General features: G+C 60.2%; 15 protein-coding genes. 10 read left to right on the top strand and 5 right to left on the bottom strand.

All coding sequences use genetic code 11. The annotated features are described in order from the left end of the window. Position 1 precedes the first annotated feature (1 nt). Genes QP093_RS07235 through QP093_RS07220 form a run of 4 tightly spaced genes read right to left on the bottom strand, consistent with a single transcriptional unit; the run spans position 2 to position 6,188 of the window. Positions 2 to 844 carry a carbohydrate ABC transporter permease gene (locus QP093_RS07235; RefSeq protein ID WP_070725466.1) on the bottom strand — a complete coding sequence of 281 codons (843 nt, stop codon included), beginning with the start codon at positions 842 to 844 and terminating at the stop codon, positions 2 to 4. 1 nt (position 845) lies between these two features. Then, on the bottom strand, positions 846 to 1,778 hold the full coding sequence (locus QP093_RS07230; protein WP_070725468.1) for a carbohydrate ABC transporter permease: 933 nt from the start codon (positions 1,776 to 1,778) through the stop codon (positions 846 to 848). Beyond that, on the bottom strand, positions 1,775 to 3,148 hold the full coding sequence (locus QP093_RS07225) for an extracellular solute-binding protein (protein WP_092648941.1): 1,374 nt from the start codon (positions 3,146 to 3,148) through the stop codon (positions 1,775 to 1,777). The genes QP093_RS07230 and QP093_RS07225 overlap by 4 nt, the downstream gene beginning before the upstream one ends. 13 nt (positions 3,149 to 3,161) lie before the next feature. Then, positions 3,162 to 6,188 carry an alpha-mannosidase gene (locus tag QP093_RS07220; protein WP_285015933.1) on the bottom strand — a complete coding sequence of 1,009 codons (3,027 nt, stop codon included), beginning with the start codon at positions 6,186 to 6,188 and terminating at the stop codon, positions 3,162 to 3,164. A 135-nt stretch (positions 6,189 to 6,323) separates the two neighbouring features. Between QP093_RS07220 and QP093_RS07215 the strand changes: the two genes are divergently transcribed. The 3 genes from QP093_RS07215 to QP093_RS07205 all read left to right on the top strand — a co-directional run bounded on the left by QP093_RS07215 (position 6,324) and on the right by QP093_RS07205 (position 9,746). Further along, positions 6,324 to 7,670: an MFS transporter gene (locus QP093_RS07215; RefSeq protein WP_285015932.1), complete on the top strand. Its 1,347-nt coding sequence runs from the start codon at positions 6,324 to 6,326 to the stop codon at positions 7,668 to 7,670. Then, a complete protein-coding gene (locus QP093_RS07210) occupies positions 7,667 to 8,362 on the top strand; it encodes a ChbG/HpnK family deacetylase (protein WP_285015931.1) in 696 nt (231 codons plus the stop codon). Before QP093_RS07215 ends, QP093_RS07210 begins: the two co-directional genes overlap by 4 nt. Positions 8,363 to 8,486: 124 nt before the next feature. Beyond that, positions 8,487 to 9,746 (top strand): hypothetical protein, encoded by a 1,260-nt coding sequence (locus QP093_RS07205; protein ID WP_285015930.1) that lies wholly within the window; start codon positions 8,487 to 8,489, stop codon positions 9,744 to 9,746. 9 nt (positions 9,747 to 9,755) lie between these two features. On the opposite strand, the gene QP093_RS07200 is transcribed toward QP093_RS07205, so the two are convergent. Further along, a complete protein-coding gene (locus tag QP093_RS07200) occupies positions 9,756 to 10,526 on the bottom strand; it encodes an alpha/beta hydrolase (RefSeq protein ID WP_285015929.1) in 771 nt (256 codons plus the stop codon). 100 nt (positions 10,527 to 10,626) lie between these two features. On the opposite strand from QP093_RS07200, the gene QP093_RS07195 reads away from it, so the two are divergent. The 7 genes from QP093_RS07195 (at position 10,627) to QP093_RS07165 (ending at position 16,581) form a co-directional block, all read left to right on the top strand. Beyond that, entirely contained in the window at positions 10,627 to 10,911 is a 285-nt protein-coding gene (locus tag QP093_RS07195; RefSeq protein ID WP_058237509.1) for a YtxH domain-containing protein, read from the top strand. A 143-nt stretch (positions 10,912 to 11,054) separates the two neighbouring features. Then, the gene (locus QP093_RS07190) at positions 11,055 to 12,095 is read left to right on the top strand and encodes a VIT1/CCC1 transporter family protein (RefSeq protein WP_480293942.1); all 1,041 of its coding nucleotides are present in this window, start codon (positions 11,055 to 11,057) and stop codon (positions 12,093 to 12,095) included. Positions 12,096 to 12,114: 19 nt separating this feature from the next. Then, positions 12,115 to 12,870, top strand: coding sequence for a trimeric intracellular cation channel family protein (locus tag QP093_RS07185; protein WP_285015979.1), 756 nt, complete (start codon positions 12,115 to 12,117; stop codon positions 12,868 to 12,870). After that, positions 12,870 to 13,511: an SOS response-associated peptidase gene (locus QP093_RS07180; RefSeq protein WP_285015927.1), complete on the top strand. Its 642-nt coding sequence runs from the start codon at positions 12,870 to 12,872 to the stop codon at positions 13,509 to 13,511. Before QP093_RS07185 ends, QP093_RS07180 begins: the two co-directional genes overlap by 1 nt. Positions 13,512 to 13,545: 34 nt before the next feature. After that, positions 13,546 to 15,000 (top strand): amino acid permease, encoded by a 1,455-nt coding sequence (locus QP093_RS07175; RefSeq protein ID WP_285015926.1) that lies wholly within the window; start codon positions 13,546 to 13,548, stop codon positions 14,998 to 15,000. Between the two features lie 49 nt (positions 15,001 to 15,049). Then, on the top strand, positions 15,050 to 15,712 hold the full coding sequence (locus QP093_RS07170; RefSeq protein ID WP_285015925.1) for an HNH endonuclease family protein: 663 nt from the start codon (positions 15,050 to 15,052) through the stop codon (positions 15,710 to 15,712). A gap of 17 nt (positions 15,713 to 15,729) precedes the next feature. Further along, entirely contained in the window at positions 15,730 to 16,581 is an 852-nt protein-coding gene (locus QP093_RS07165; RefSeq protein WP_058237504.1) for a DUF5926 family protein, read from the top strand. The last annotated feature ends 17 nt before the right edge of the window (positions 16,582 to 16,598 follow it).

Genomic DNA, 16,598 nt, shown 5'->3' with positions numbered 1-16,598 from the left:
ATTAGCCTTTGACTGCTCCAGCCATTGCGAATGAGCCGCCCGAGACTTTCTGGGAGATGGCATACAGTGCCAGCACGGGGGCTGCATACATCAGTGAGAATGCTGCAAGTTTCCCGTAGGCAACGGTGCCGTATGCTCCGAAAAAGTTGAAGATTGCGACGGCTGCGGGCTGCTTGGCTGAATCGAATATCAGCACGAAGGGAACGAAGAAGTTCCCCCATGTCATGGTGAACACGAAGATGAACACAACGACCAGTCCGGGACGCATGAGCGGCAGAACGATTCGCCACAACGTGCCCATCGCAGATGATCCGTCAACCCAGGCTGCCTCCTCCAGTGACACAGGCACAGCGTCCATGAAGTTCTTCAGCATCCACACGGCCATCGGCAGTGACGTTGCCGCCATGAACAAGATGATGGCACCGTGAGAATCCAGCAGATCCATCCGGACGAACAGTGAATACACCGGCACCATCATTGCGGTGATCGGCAGGCAGGTGCCGAACAGGATGGTGTACATGAGGGAGCGCTTGAATCGCGACTTGTAGCGTGACAGCGGGTATGCGGCAAGCGCTCCGGCGGCCACGGTCAGCAGAGCCGTGCCCAGTGACAGGATCATGGAATTGAGCAGCGGACGGAACGTGAGATCCCAGTCGGCTACTTCAGAAAAATGCTCCATTGTCACTGACGACGGGATGGAGAGTGACACTCCTGGAGATGGATGCACTGCGGACACCAGCAGCCAGGCCAGAGGCACCAGGAACGCGATGCTGACGACCAGCAGGGCGACCGACGCCCACAGTTTTGTTGAGGATTGTTTCGGTTGTGCAACAGAGGGCGCCATGTCAGTCCACCTCCGGTTTGAGGACCTTGATGTAGACCAGCGCAAACAGGGCACCGAGGATCAGGGTCACGGTGGCGATTGCGGTGCCGTATCCGACCTGGGAGAACTTGAATGCGCGCTGGAACGCCAGAACAGGAAGAGTTGATGACTGGGTCCCGGGCCCGCCACCTGTCATGACCCAGATCAGTGTGAAGACACCCAGAGTCTGCAACGTGGTGAGCAGAAGGTTGGTTGAAATCGATCCCTTGATAATCGGTATTGTCACGTGGATCAGTCTCTGCCATCCGCCTGCCCCGTCGATCATGGCGGCTTCCTGCACATCAGCTGGCACGTTCGAAAGAGCTGCCGCATACACCATCATGGAAAAAGCTGTTCCGCGCCAGATGTTGGCGATGATGACCGACAGCATCGGGAAGCCAATGAGCCACGAGGGGCCATGGAGGCCGATCATCTCCAGGAAGGAGTTGAGCATTCCGTCTTTCTGGAAGAATGCATACAAGGCAAACGCGGCGACAATTTCAGGCAGAACCCACGCGATAATGACAATGGTGCCCACACATGTCGCCACCCATCTGGGGACGCGTCGCATCAGCAGTGCAAGCGACATGCCCAGGACGTTCTGGCCGATAACTGCGGAGGCAAGGACGAATACGACTGTCAGCAGCACTGACTTCCAGAATTCAGGCGCGCCCAGAAGAGCCTTGTAGTTATCCAGTCCCACGAACTGTGGCTCAGCCGCGCGAATTCCCGTCATGGCTTGGTTTGTCAGGGATCCGTACAGTGAATAGGCGATTGGTCCGGCCAGAAAAACTGCCATCAGCAGCAGTGCCGGTGCCAGCGCGCCGAACTCGGCGAGACGCCGGGCAGTCGATCGGGTTTGTCCCAACGATGCGCCTGCCCGGACAGTCTCACGTTCTAAATGACCAGTACTCATTGAGCTGCCTGTGTGTTTTCTTCTCCGACGATGCCGATCAATGCTTGGTCGTACTGCTCAGCAGCTTGCTCCGGAGTGGCTTCGCCGGTGACCATCGACTCGGTTGCCACTTGGATATTCGAAGAAATCTGGGAGTAGTCCGGTGTTGCCGGCCTGAAATGCGTGTACTGCACCAGACCGGAGAAGAACTCGAAAGACTCGTTGTAGTTCAAATACTCTGGGTCTTCCTGAACATCCCGGCGCACGGCAATTTGAGACTCGGTGGTGTCATAGAGCTTGGAGTTTTCCATATTTGTGGCGATGGAAATGAAGTCGAACGCTGCCTGCGGGTTGGCGGTCGACCCGCCGATGGACAAGAGCCATCCACCAGACATGGACGTGAATCCTGGTTTCTGACCATTCTGAGTCGGCATCTTCGCAAAGCCGATCTTATCGGCCCACTCGTCCCACTCTTGTTCGCCTTCGATCCAGCTTCCCGGTACCCACGAACCGTCCATGACGATACCAACCTTGCCTGCGGGTAGGAGCTCATGCGATGTCTTGTCTCCAACGGAAGATTCTAACGCAATATCGAGTGGCAATCCGAGTTCTTCGTCAGTCACTGTCTTATAGAATCCCAGAGCATCGCGGAATCCTTTCGACCCGGTGATCCATTTTTGGGACTCTTCGTCATACAGCGTGTCATCTGTGCCGTACAGCAGCATTTCAAAGCCCTGCATGGTTGATGCTTCACCAGCAGCTTTGCCGCCGTAAATCGCCAGCGGAATGGCGTCAGCCTTTTGTTTAATCGTCCTGGCCGCGTCAAGAATCTCATCCCAGTTCTTCGGCTGCCAGTCCTCGGGTAATCCGGCTTCTTTGAAGACGTCCTTGTGGAAGTACAGTGCGCGTGTATCTGTTCCCAAGGAGACTCCATACGTCTTTCCGTCGGTTGCGACACCGGCCTGTTGCGCGGATTTGTCGAACTGATCCCAGTCCTCCCACTGATCGAGGAACTCATCCATCGGGTACAGGTACCCCGCTTCAGCGTCCGGCATGACCTGGAATGTGTCCTCATAGATGACATCAGGTGCGGTCGAAGGCGAGCCGTTCATCAACGCGAGCTTGGTGAAGTACTGATCTTGATCAGCCTCAATAGGCTGCATGTTGACAGTAATGCCCTCATGGGACGCTTCAAATTCGGTCTTCGCTTTTTCCAGCATGTTTTCAAGCTGGTGGAAGGCAGCAGTCTTCTGATACGCGATGGTCAGTGTGTTGGGATCGCCATTTCCAGCTGAACCACTTTGTCCAGATTGACTTCCACCGGAACATGCAGCCATCCCCAACAGCGCTGCACTGCACAGGATTGCGGTTGCCGCATACTTCTTTCTCATTTTCTACTCCTAGTTAGTTGCGATGCATACGAACTGTCACCAGTTCGAATGGCTTGAGATCAACGTCGAAGCCGCTCTCATCGGCGCGAAGGTCAGCCTCGTCCTCGCACTCGCGCTCCAGTCCATCTACCAGGCCAATTGACGCGAGGTGGGGAATATCGACACTGAATCGCGCCGTGGTGCGCCCGCCTCTTGTTTCATGGAAGCGCACGATCACGTCACCGGATTCGTCATCAGCCAGCTTGACTGCCTCAATCAGGGCATTCCCGCTGTCCAGTGTCACCAGTGCCGGCACGTCATGGTCGCCTCGCACTTCGCGCACCGGCAGGTTCAGGCGCTGCCCTTGCGCGATCGCATCGTCAATCTCAGCTCCAACGGTCAGGGAGGTGCGCAGGACGTGGTGGCCCTGATCGGCATCCGGATCCGGAGCCATCGGCGCGCGCAGCAGTGACTCACCGATCTGTACGAACGGCCTGCCCTCGTCGCTGCGCATGCGTACGAACGAGTGCCCATAGGTGCGGTCATTGGCCACGGCCACGCCGAAATCATCTTCTGCCACGCGCACCCACCGCAGTCCCACGGTTTCAAAGCGCGCGTGCTCCCACGACGTGTTCTCGTGAATGGGGCGCGTGATATGTCCGCACTGAATTTCGGATTGGGCGGTTGTGGTCAGCACGTCCACCGGCAACTCCAGTTTGAGCATCCGTCGGCGCTCATGCCAGTCAACATCAGTCGTGAAATCAACCGTCGCAGAATCGGGCGCGATGCGCATCGTCTGAACGAACGTCGACGTGCCCCAGGACCGCTTACACGTCACGACGGCAGCGCCGTCTTCTTCGCGCACATCCAGAGCGTCCACCGAGTCAATCGGGTTCGGGTGGCGACGGTAATCACCGTCGATATTCCACGCATCCCAGTCCACCGGAATGTCGCGGTACGCGTTGAGTCTGCCGAGCACCTGTCCTGCCGGCACAACCTCACGATTTCGGCGCGCATCCACCAGCGAGTCAATCAAACCGTCCCGCGTGACATGTACGTTCAGCACGCCGTTCGAGATCTGCCAGCCGTCGTCGCCCTCGTCAATGGTGATGGACGAGGGAGCCTGCGCGCTGACGCGTCCGATCACTCCGGCACCCACGCCACGCTGCTCGGCGGACGAGGCGTTCGCGGTGAGCGGGGTCTCACCGTTGCCGGCAACAATGCTGAGCGCGTCATTGATCAGGGTGTTCAGGCGCTCCATGAGGCGCTCGAAGGTTTCTTCAGCTTCGCGGTGGACCCACGCGATTGAGGATCCGGGCAGGATGTCATGGAATTGCAGCAGGAGGACTTCCTGCCAGATCTCGTGCAGCTCATCGAAGGGGTAGTCGGCACCGGTGCGCACCGCTGCCTGCGTCCACCAGTATTCGGCCTCGCGCAGCAGATGCTCGCAGCGTCGGTTCCCACGCTTGGTGCGCGCCTGCGAGGTGAGCACGCCGCGATGGTTCTCCAGGTACAGTTCGCCCACCCACGTCGGCGCATCGGGATATTCGGCCTGCGCGTCGACAAAAAAGTCGGTCGGTGAGGCGATGCGCACGCGCGGGGAGCCTTCCAGGTCTTTTTGCCTGTGCGCGTTGGCCAGCATTTCCCTGGTCGGGCCGCCGCCGCCGTCACCGTAGCCGAACGGCACCAGCGTCCTGGATGCTCCACCGTTGTCGCGGAATGTGCTTTCAGCGTGATGCAGGTCGGTCGGGCTGAGCGTCGAGTTGTAGGTGTCAACGGGTGGAAAGTGCGTGAAGATACGCGACCCGTCGATTCCTTCCCACCACAGGGTGTGATGCGGGAACGTGTTCGTCTCATTCCACGACAGCTTCTGCGTGAGCATCCATTTCATACCCATGTGCCGTGCGATGGTCGGCAGTGCTGCCGAATATCCGAAGGAGTCCGGCAGCCACACGTGTTCGGGCATGACGCCGAATTCGCGCTGGAAGAAACGCTGGCCTTCCAGGAACTGTCGAACCATTGCCTCCCCGCCGATCATGTACGGGTCGGATTCGATCCACTGGCCTCCGACGACTACCCACCTGCCTTCGGCAACGCGCTGACGCAGGCGCTCGAACACGTCAGGGTGCTCGTCACGCAGCCACTGATACTGCTGGGCTGAGGAGGCGGCGAACATGACGTCGGGGTCGACGTCCATCAGGTGCAGGACATTCGACCACGTGCGCGCTACTTTGCGTCGCGTCTCTCGCAGCGGCCACAGCCACGCCGAATCGATATGCGCATGTCCGATCGCGTATGCGGTGGTCGCTGACGCGGAGGCCGGAGCGCTCAAAACATCGCTGAGCATCTGCCTCGCCTCGTGTGCGCTGCCCGAAAGATCGTCATAGTCGAGGGCGTCCAACGCGCGGTCAAGTCCGCGGATGATCTGTTCGCGCCTGGGTGAGTCGACGACGGTCACGAGGTCGTTCAGCACGGTCAGGTCAGCCTGGAGTGCTTCAACCGTGGTGTCGATGGCGCGCAGTTCGCACGTAGTCATTGTGTAGATCGACTCTGTGCCGGCTGTTTCTTTCGAGCCCATCGTCGGTGGTGTCACCCAGTCACCTTCGATGACATTCGGGTTGGCGGCCGCTTCGATGTAGAGCTCGAATTCTTCACCGGGCGCTGCCTCGATCGGAATGTAACGGTTGAGTGGTTCGAGCGCCTTAATCATCGTGCCGTCTGGCCGATATGCTGCGCCTTCTGCCTGGAAACCGGGGCCGGCGTCGGAAAATCCCAGGTCAACGATGATTTCGTGGCGGCGCTGGTCGGATGCAGGGTCCCATTCCTGCGGTACGCGCCCGCTGACGTGGAACCATGTCGTGCCCCAGGGGTGCGACCATGCGTAGGGCAGGCTGATGTCGGAGTACTCCTGTGCGACTGCCTCGTCGAAGGGGACGGGTTCGTCGGGCACTTCCCATGCGGTAAGGGTCAGATTTGCTCGTTCGATCGTGACACCCGGGGTGAGCCAGTCGCGCAGTACGCGTGACACCTGGCGGCGGGTGCGTGAACTTTCATCGAACATGAGGCTCCTTTGGCTCGAATTGTGATGTGTTCCTCTATATTATCCATCATTATTGATGTATTTGAAGAGGGAATCGATCATGAATCATCCTCAAACGTAAAATGTATGCATAATGAGGCGTGCTACGATGCTGCTGTGACCGCCATCTCACCTGAGCGTCGACAGACGCCGCCGTGGCGCTTCGCCATCGGCATGTTTGGCACATCGATTCCGATCAATGTCATCAAAGGGTCGATGCTGTATTTCTACGTGTCGGTCCTTGGCATGGATGCTGCCATCTACGCCGCCGTCTATACGGTCTACGGGATTATTGACGCCATCGATAACCCGATCTTCGGCTACTTCTCCGACCGTACGCGCTCCCGATGGGGCAGGCGCCGTCCCTACCTCATCGTCGGCGCACTGGTGCTGCTGATCGGCATGATCGCACTGTTCTGGGTGCCTGACGCCGTCGTGGCAGCGAAGACAACATCGCTGGTCGCCTGGTTCACCACATTCGCCATCTTGTCCGAAGCGGCCGATTCCATGATCAACGCGGCCTACGGGTCGCTGCTGCCGGAACTGTTCCCGCAGGAAAAGCGACGCGCCCTCGCCAATTCGCTGCGACAGGGATTCCAGTTGGTCGCCATGATCTTCTCCCTCGGCCTTACCCCACTTCTGGCCCGCAACATCCTGGGATGTGACGTCAGGGATGCAGCGTGTGCTGATCCGACCGTGGGATACGAGCGCCTCGCCGTCATCTACGGAGTTATCGCCGCTGCAGTCATCATCTTCATGGCGCTGGGGATCCACGAACGCCACGGCGACGTCGAAGAAAAACGCCCGACGTTCCTGCGATCGATCCGAGACATCGTCACCAACCGCTACTTCTGGACGATCGGCGTGGTCTCAGCACTGTATGGCGCGTCGATGGCGATGCTCATGGGTGGTCTGCAGTTCTACGTGGACTACGCGCTGGGTGGCGGCGCGCTGGAAGCCACCATCATGCAAGGTGTCGTCATCTTCACGTCACTGGGATCACTCGCCATCTGGACCTCGATCGTGCGCAGACGCGGCGCGGCGTGGACATGGCGCCTGGCCCTGCCGGTATGCGCACTGACCTTTGTGCCACTGTTCTTTGCCCACAACCTCATCACCGGCATCCTGTGCGGAACCTGCGTGGCGTTCGGCTGGTCCGGTATGCTCGCCACCAACGACCTGATCTTCGCCCGCGTTCTTGACGAGGATGCCCGCAAGACTGGCATCCATCGCGAAGGGATCTTCCTGTCAGCATTCGGCGTGCTCGGCCGTCTCAATGCGATCCCGACCTCCATTGCGTTGCTGTCGCTGGGCTGGTTCTTCGGATATCGTTCCGGGGAGGTGCCCGGCCCTGACCCGGCGATGGCGTGGCGCGTCTACATGGCCATCTATCCGCTGGTATTCATGCTGATCGGCACGCTGATCTCGCGCTTCATTCGCCTTCCGGAAGCCGACGAAGCATGAGTGCCGAGCGTCGCATCGTCATTACCGCTGATGACTTCGGCATGAACCCCGCGTCCTCGCGCATCGTGTGCGACCTTGTCGCCAGCGGCCGTGTCAGTGCCGTGACCGCCCTCGCCAATTCTGACGACCTGCCCGCGCAGCTGAACATGCTGCGAGACTCCGGACTGAGCAGCGTCGGCCTGCATCACGAAGCAACCAGAGGTGAGATCGCCGATGAGCTGCGCGAACAGCATTCGCGCTTGACTGACTGCGGGATGGACGTCATCCGGCTCGATTCGCATTGCGGCGCGTTGTATACGCCCGAGGCGCTCCCCGCCGCACTCGAATTCTGCACCCACTTTTCGTTGGCTTTCCGCATGCCGCGCACCTTCCCCACACAGTTTTTTGCCGAGGGTGACTCGCCCATGCGTGCCCCTCATGCGCAGGCCGTGGCAGCAGCAGACCGCCTGGGAGTGGCTCTGCCGCAGATGATGCTGACCAATACGACGCCGTATCAAGACGTCGCCAGCTACGAGCAGCTGCGGGACAGTTATATTGCGATGCTGGATGCTGTGCCTGTCGGAGTCAGTGAAGTGTTTGTGCATCCCGGTGTTGATGATGCCAAGCGGCAGTGGGAGGCGAGGGTCGTTGCTGACCCACAATGGCTGGAAGCACTGGAGGAGCGCGATATTCGCGTGGTCGATCGCTGGTAGCTGGTAACTGGTAGTGGTGGGGTCATGACGCCGGTCGACAATGTGATGCACGTCACTTAAATCAGGATGGTTGTTGGCTGTGTGTGGAACGCAGATGCCAGTGGGTGCTGCCACAATAGAACACATGTTCGACGAAGTGAGTGTTCCGCAGCTCGCGCAGGACGATGCCATAGCTCGCATCGATGCCCTGCGTGAGGCGGATATGCGCTGGAAACAGGCCGAAGCTGATCGTGCCCGTCTTGTCGTCGACGCTGTCCTGGCTGTCAGCCGCGCAGCTCCTGCAGATGAAGAGCGTGTCATTCGCAGTGGCGCGGGTACACCCCTGATTGCCGAGTTCGCTCACCTGGAGGTGGCAGCTGCTCTGAGGTGCTCCCCGCACGTGGCGCTGAACCTTATTTCAGACCTGCTTGACATGCGTTTCCGCATGCCGCGCCTGTGGCAGCGCATACTGGATCTGGACGTGCCCGTGTGGAAGGCGCGTTGCGTCAACACGCGGACCATGTGCCTGACACAGGACGTGTGCAGGGAAGTTGATCGCCGAATCGGTGACATCGGCACGTGGAGCAAAGAGCGCACCATTGAGCACGTCAACGAGCTGATTGCCGAGGTTGACACCGAACGCATCGAACGATGCTTCGACTTGAAGAAGTCGCACCGCCGAGTCGCCTTCGACCGTGCGAGCTCGACGGATCTGGTGTATCTCGATGCCACCTTGAGCGTGACCGACTCGCAGCTTCTGGAAGGAACGGTCAACGCTTTGGCGCGCACGCTCGTGAGCGAACATCCCGACGAATCTCTGGACGAGCGCAAGTCCCGCGCCCTGGGAATTCTGGCGACGCCCGCCTATGCGCTTGCGCGCCTGGGAGGCGCCACTGGTAAGGCGCTTGATCGCACCCGCCCGCCTGCCACGCTTCACCTGCATATCAACGCTGCGTCGCCGCGACTGGTACACGGTGACAGGTGCGGCACGATCCCGGCGCAGGCTCTTTCCGACCTGCTGGCTCACTGCCACGTCACAGTGCGTCCCGTCCTTGACCTCAACAGCAACCGTGCGGTCGACCGACATGACCCACCGCCATTGATGCGCCATGCGATGCATATTCGCGAGCCCGTCGAAGTCTTCCCGTACTCCACGATGCGCTCTTCGGCATGCGACCTTGACCATACCGTTCCGTATGACCCGCACGGGCGAAAGGGACAGACCCACCTGGGCAATCTCGGTCCGCTCTCACGTACCGTGCACCGCGACAAGACGCATTTACGCTGGCACCTGACTCAGCACCGACCGGGAATATACGAGTGGACATCTCCACTGGGCTACCGCTACAGCGTCACCCACGGCAAGACTCGATACCGCGGACACCGCCGACCTCAGCGCGCATAGGCCTGCCGACTATCGACGAATCGGAACGTGCGTGCGTGACCACTCAAGCGACAGATCCACAAGCGTTTGAGCGTCTTCACCTGCGCCGAAATGCGAGCCGTGAATGACCTGGACGGAACTTCCCAGCGGCAGCTCCGGCATGACTTCCTCAGTCATTTCCACCAGGCCGATCTCCTCATCGTCGGCATCGTGAATGATCAGAACCGGCATAGTCAGGTGAGCCACTGTCGCTTTCGTGTCGACCAGCGACAGATCCACCAGAGTCTGCCTGGAAATCGTGAAGTTCTGGCGAGGGCCGGGTGAATCGTCAGGGATGGTTGTAACGCCGTGACGCTCCAGCTCATCAAGCTGCTCGGAAGAAAAAATAGCCTGCCAGTCATACGACACGGGACCCAGTACCGCCCCGGACAGCACCATAGTTGTCGCTGCAGGTGGAGCAGCGTTCATGGCGACGGTGGCGCCGTAGGAGTGCGCGTGGATCAGCTGGCGATGGAAACCCTGGTCAGCCAGCCAGCCTGATGCGGCACGCAGATCCTCCGCGTGAGAGTCAAGAGTGATGATGTCATCGTCAGACAGCCCATGTCCCGAATAGTCAAATGCCAGCGTCGCATACCCCGCCGTGCGGTAGTGCCCGGCGAGGCGATCGAAGTGCCCGCCGGAGTGACGATCGGACAGGAACGAGTGAGAAAACAGCACGGCACAGTCGGTGCTGTCCACAGGGTTGACGAACGAACCCGACAGGCTGAGCCCGCGGGGTGTTTCAATCAAGACCTCACTCATACCTTCCAACCTAGCTATTTTTGTCAGTTCTGTGGCAAAAGCGTGAGACAATTCGCCCTAAGGAAAATACACTGGGTGTCGACGCGAGAGGAGACCGTCAATGGGAATGAAAATTGGACTCGCCCTCGGACTGGGAGTGGGGTACGTCCTCGGAACACGAGCCGGACGTGAACGCTACGAGAAGATCAAAGCCGCAGCGCACAAGCTTCGTGAACAGCCTTTCGTGTCGCGTCCCCTCGACAATGCCGGCCAGCGGGTATCCGAAGCGGTGCGCACCGGCGGCGAACGTGTGACCGACAAAGTTGCCGATGCTGTGAAGGAACGCCTTTTCGGCACACCGACCAGCACCTACGAATATGTCGACGTTGAGGTGGAAGAAGAATAATTCCGGACGCCCGAACGTCCTCTTTCGACGACGCTCGTGGACAACGCGCCGGTGGGAGTGCCACTGTAGTCACCGTGACGTCTGAACACACCCCGACCCGCGAACAGATACGCCGGTGGCGCAGGTACCTGGCTGAAGAGCGCATGGAACAGGCGACCTACCGCCATCTCGCCGCTCGCCGAAAAGACGGCGACAGCCAGGTGCTGAACGCACTGGCAGACGCGGAAGAACGTCACGAAAAACACTGGCTCGACCTGCTTGGCCCTCATGCCTACCCTGAACCCAGGCCTTCGTTTCGCGCCCGGGCACGCGCATTTCTCGCACGCATGTTCGGAACAATCTTCGTTCTCGCGATGGCTCAACGATCCGAACAACGCACGGCGTACGACCGGGACGACGACGCGACCGCGCAGATGGCAGCCGACGAACACATACACGGCGAAGTGATCCGAGGCCTGACCGCACGATCGCGCCAGTCTCTGGCCGGCACGTTCCGCGCGGCAGTGTTCGGTGCCAACGACGGCCTCGTGTCCAATCTGGCGTTGATCCTGGGCATTGCGGCAACCGGTGTGAGCTCCAGGATTGTCCTCGTCACCGGCATCTCCGGCCTGCTCGCCGGTGCCCTGTCAATGGCAGCAGGGGAATGGGTCAGCGTGTCCAGTCAGCGTGAACTGCTCGACGCATCCCGGCCCGACTCGCAGGCCCACCAGTCAGTGCCCGCCCTCGACGTGGATGCGAACGAACTGGCGCTGGTGTTCCGCGCTCGCGGCGAAACGCCTGAAGATGCAGCCGAACACGCGCGCCGCGTCTTCCAGCAACTCGCCGCCCATCCATCAGGCCAATCCGGACCGATCGCCGTGCGCACAGCGCTCAGTGGCAACGACTCTGGCGGTGCCGGTGAAGAAGTGGGGACCCCGTGGCGCGCGGCAATCAGCTCTTTCATCTTCTTTGCCGCTGGCGCGTTCATCCCGCTCATTCCGTATATTTTCGCGGCCGATGGCCTGCTCGCCGTCGTTATTGCCGCCGTGCTGGTGGGAATTTCGCTGCTGCTGACCGGCGGAATGGTGGGTGTGCTTTCTGGTCAGGACCCCATGCCTCGCGCATTCAGACAGCTGGCAATCGGATTCGGAGCAGCCGCCGTGACATACGCTCTGGGCTGGTTGTTCGGTACAACAGCACTCTAAAATCTACAATGTGACTTCTGTGCTCCATTCGCTCAACGATGCGCTTCCCGACATTTTTCGCGCCATCGACCTGATCGGCGTGGTGCTCAACGGCGTACTGGGTGGCCGCCTGGCACGCATGAAAAGGTTCGACATCGTCGGGTTCGGCGTCCTCGCCGTGATGTCTGCACTGGCCGGCGGTATTCTGCGTGACGTCATGCTGCAGGTGGGCCCACCGGCAGCACTCACCGACCCGTTCTACCTGGCAGCGGCGCTGGTCGGAGCCATCATCGCCTACATGTTCACATTTGATTCACGGCGCTGGCAGATCGCCCTCGCCTTTGCTGACGGGACGGTAATGGGCTGCTGGGCAGCAACCGGAGCCGCGAAAACACTCGAAGCAGGGTTCGGCATCATGCCGGCACTGATCCTCGGGATGACCACCGCAATCGGCGGCGGCATGATCCGGGACATCGCAGCGGGAAACACGCCGATGGTGTTCGGAGGAAACAACCTGTACGCCACGCCTGCACTGGTGTCCTCCGCGATCATGGTGGCCTTCTGGAACTGGCACCTCGACACCATCGGAATGGCGACCGCAATCATAGTCGGGTCAGCATTCACATTCCTTGCTTTCCAGCGCTCCTGGCAGCTGCCGCGCAACTCGGAATGGTCGCTTGCACACCTGTGGGGCCGTAACCGCGTGGAAACCGCCGCTGTGACCGCTGAAGCTGCAGCTCAGGCAGCGACCGACGCGCTCAACCAGATCCGTGAAGAACTCGATAAGGAGCAATAATGTGCGGACGGTTCGTTCTGTTCGGTAACGACGACGATATGCAAGATCTCTTCGAACTCGACCAGCTGCTGGGGCGTACCATCGCGTCCTACAACATCGCGCCCACTCAGCCAATCCGCGTCATCATGGAACACTACGCCGACCAGCGTGTCCGCGTGATGACCGATGCGACGTGGGGGCTTGTGCCAAGTTGGGCCAAACCCGGTTTTCGCCCCATGATCAACGCGCGCGCCGAAACAGTCACGGAAAAGCCGTCCTTCCGCGGCCCCGTCCGGCACCACCGCTGCCTCGTTCCCGCGAACGGATACTACGAGTGGCAAGGCAAGCAGCCCTGGTTTTTGTCCGCCGACGAGGGCGACCCCCTCATGGCCTTTGCAGGCATCTGCGACAGCTGGACATGCGCGATCCTGACACGCAGCGCACCGGACGCCCTCGGAAATATTCATGACCGGACGCCGCTGATCGTGCCCAGGGAATTGTGGGGAGCGTGGCTCGACCCGCACCTGGACCGTCCGGATGAGGTGCGCTCACTGATTGACGCTGTTCCCGAGCCACACCTGTTGCCGCGCCGCGTGGGCCGGGAAGTCGGGTCGGTGAAGAATAACGACCCGTCGCTGATCTCACCACTTGAGCGCGCATGACAGCGCACGAACGGAAAGTGTGAGAATCATGACTATGACTGAAACCAGAAAACCGCGCCGGTTCAAAACGCGCCACCTGTCAATGATTGCTCTTGGCTCAGCGATCGGTGCTGGGTTCTTTCTGGGGACCGGGCAGGCCATTGCATCGGCCGGACCGGCCGTTCTTGTGTCGTACCTGATTGCAGCGCTCATCGCGATCACTGTGATGTACTCGCTGGCGGAACTGTCAGCCGCGCTGCCGTCGACCGGATCGTTCTCTACATATGCCGAAGCCGGCATCGGACGGTGGGCCGGGTTCACGGTCGGATGGATGTACTGGTTCATGCTGATCATGGTGCTCGGCATGGAAATCACAGGTGCCGCACAGATCTTCGTGCAGTGGTTCCCTGCGGTCCCGCAGTGGGTCGTCGCCCTCGTCATTGTGGTGGTGCTCGGCGGAGTCAACCTGATGGCAGCCGGTGACTTCGGTGAGGTCGAAGCGTGGCTGGCCGGAATCAAAGTCGCAGCCATCATTATGTTCCTGCTGATCGGCGTCGGTTTGCTGATCGGCTTCATTCCCGGCAAGACCGCCCCGGTGATGGAAACCGTCCTTGGCAACGGTGGGTTCGCACCGTTGGGCATGGCGGGCATCGCAACCGGCCTGCTCGCCATCATCACATCGTTCGGCGGCATTGAGATTGTGACGATTGCGGCCGCCGAAGCGGAAGACCCGCAGCGCGCCATGAGCAAGGCGATTCGCTCAGTACTGTGGCGCATCCTGGTGTTCTACGTCGGATCAGTGATTCTGCTGATCTGCCTGCTGCCGTGGAACTCGCCTGACATGGTGCTCAACCCGTTCGCAACGGTGCTGAACATGGCGGGTATCCCAGCTGTCGGCCGCATCATGGAAATCATCGTGTTCGTGGCCCTCGTCAGCGCTTTTTCAGCCAACGTCTACTCGTCGTCGCGTATGGCCTACTCACTGTGTGCTCGAGGTATGGGCTCACCGTGGCTGCTGGGCGGGTCGGCAACTGCATCGGATTCGCCGGACGCCCTCGCCCATGTCGTCACCGGCGATTCAAAGCGTGACCTCGATGCTGTCATGGCGGAAGAAACTGCAGTCGGTGATATTGCACGAGGGCGAACCCCGCGCCGAGCCGTCAGCCTGTCAGTCATCCTGGCCCTGGTGTCAGTCGGTCTGAACTGGTGGCTGCCGGAAGCGATCCTGGGGATCCTGATCAACGCGATCGGCATGGTGCTGCTCATTGCGTGGGTCTTCATCATCATTTCGCAGATTCGTCTGCGCCCGATCCTGCGTGAGAATCATGACCTGCCGATCCGCATGCCCGGCTGGCCGTGGACGGGGTATCTGGCTCTGGCTGGCCTGGCTGTGATGGGTGTGCTCATGGCTCTGAGCCCCTCTGCGCGCCCGCAGTTGATCTCGATGCTCGGCTTGATGCTGATCATCATGGGGATCTACTGGATCCGCGAAAAGCTGGCGCGGCGCTAGCCCTGTGGATAAGTCGGGCAGGTACCGACGCTGTGTCGATAATAGGTGAGTGCACAGGCGATTCAGTATCGGCGACCTCATCATTGTGCTGGCAGTTGTAGCACTGCTGGCGTGGGTGTTGTGGCTGTTCATACCCGCCCCACGAGTCGAAGCTCCCGCCGGTCCCGCCGGTGACCAACTGCGCACACTGATCGTACGCAGTGACGAGGGCGCCCCTGACTACAACCGGGACCAGTTCGGCCAGAAGTGGGCCGATGAGGACCATAACGGGTGCGACACTCGTAACGACATTCTGGCCCGTGACCTCGCACGACCCACATTTAAGCCGCATACCCGAGACTGCGTTGTGCTCAGTGGAACGCTGGCGGAGCCCTACACGGGCAAGGTCATCGAATTTCAGCGAGGTCAGGACACGTCGACACTGGTGCAGATCGATCATGTCGTCGCACTTGCCGACGCATGGAGATCGGGAGCCTGGCAATGGGACACAGCCCGCAGGCAGGCCTTCGCCAACGACCCGGACAACCTGCTGGCAGTTGACGGACAGGCCAACCAGGACAAGATGGCTGCTTCAGCTGATCAGTGGCTGCCACCTGACCGCAGTTTCCGCTGCGAATACGTGACGCGGCAGATCGCGGTGAAAGCCAAGTGGAAACTCACGGTGACCAGAGCGGAACACGATGCAATGGCGCATGCGCTCGCACACTGTTAGCCAGTATTGTTGTGCGTATGGGTAAAGCAAGCCGTCGTAAAAAAGTACAACCCGGACGCAGCACGTACCGTCCGCCGATCCGCTTCGTGGAACGACCCTTTGACGGGCTTCCATGCGAAAGCGACCTGGTCGCCATGAGGGAAATCATTCCGTGTGCGCGCATGAGTGCCCGCACGACGGACGGCGTCGAATTCGACATAGTCTCACTGCTGCCAGACGGGCAGGGAGCCATGGTGCGCGGCGACGGGCGAATCATGGTGGGCATGCAAACGCGATTCCATTCCGGCGACCTGTCTCACGATGTGGGTGGCGCGTTGCAAGCCGCCCTCGACGCAAAAGACGAAGGCATCGTTGCCTTTGACGTGCGTGACCCCGCACCCAGGCTGCAGGAACTGCTGGAAAGCGCCGAGCCGATGGAACTGTGCGACGATTTCTCATTCTGGTTCGACCCGACCGAAGAAATGTCCGAGGACATCCGCTCCACGATGGAGCAGACACGCAACGAACTGATCCCCACGCAGGAAGTCCCGGGAGCGCCCGGCATGTATTGGTGCGAAATGAACCGCAACTTCGTGCGCTACGTGACCGACGAGGACGAAAACAAGCTCTTTACCGCGCTGGCACGTATGCAGGTGGCCGGAGATGCCCACGTGGGGGAGGGTTCCCGCTTTGTCGGAGCCTTCCGCGCCTGCGGGCTGGCCATCCCCGTGTTCGAACTGGCAGAAGGAGTCAGCTCTGATGACGTGTCCAAGCCTGCGCAGAACTTCATCAGCAAGCTTGAGGACGCGCTCAATGCGACCGAAGCTCTGACACATGACGAGCGTCGAGCCAAACAGGGGCTTGTTTCTCGACAAGTCACCATCCGGTAGAGGTACAAGAAGAGGCA

It is taken from the genome of Pauljensenia sp. UMB10120 (assembly GCF_030212035.1).
Lineage (GTDB): Bacteria > Actinomycetota > Actinomycetes > Actinomycetales > Actinomycetaceae > Pauljensenia > Pauljensenia radingae_A.
This window is presented reverse-complemented; position numbering and strand designations above follow the sequence as displayed.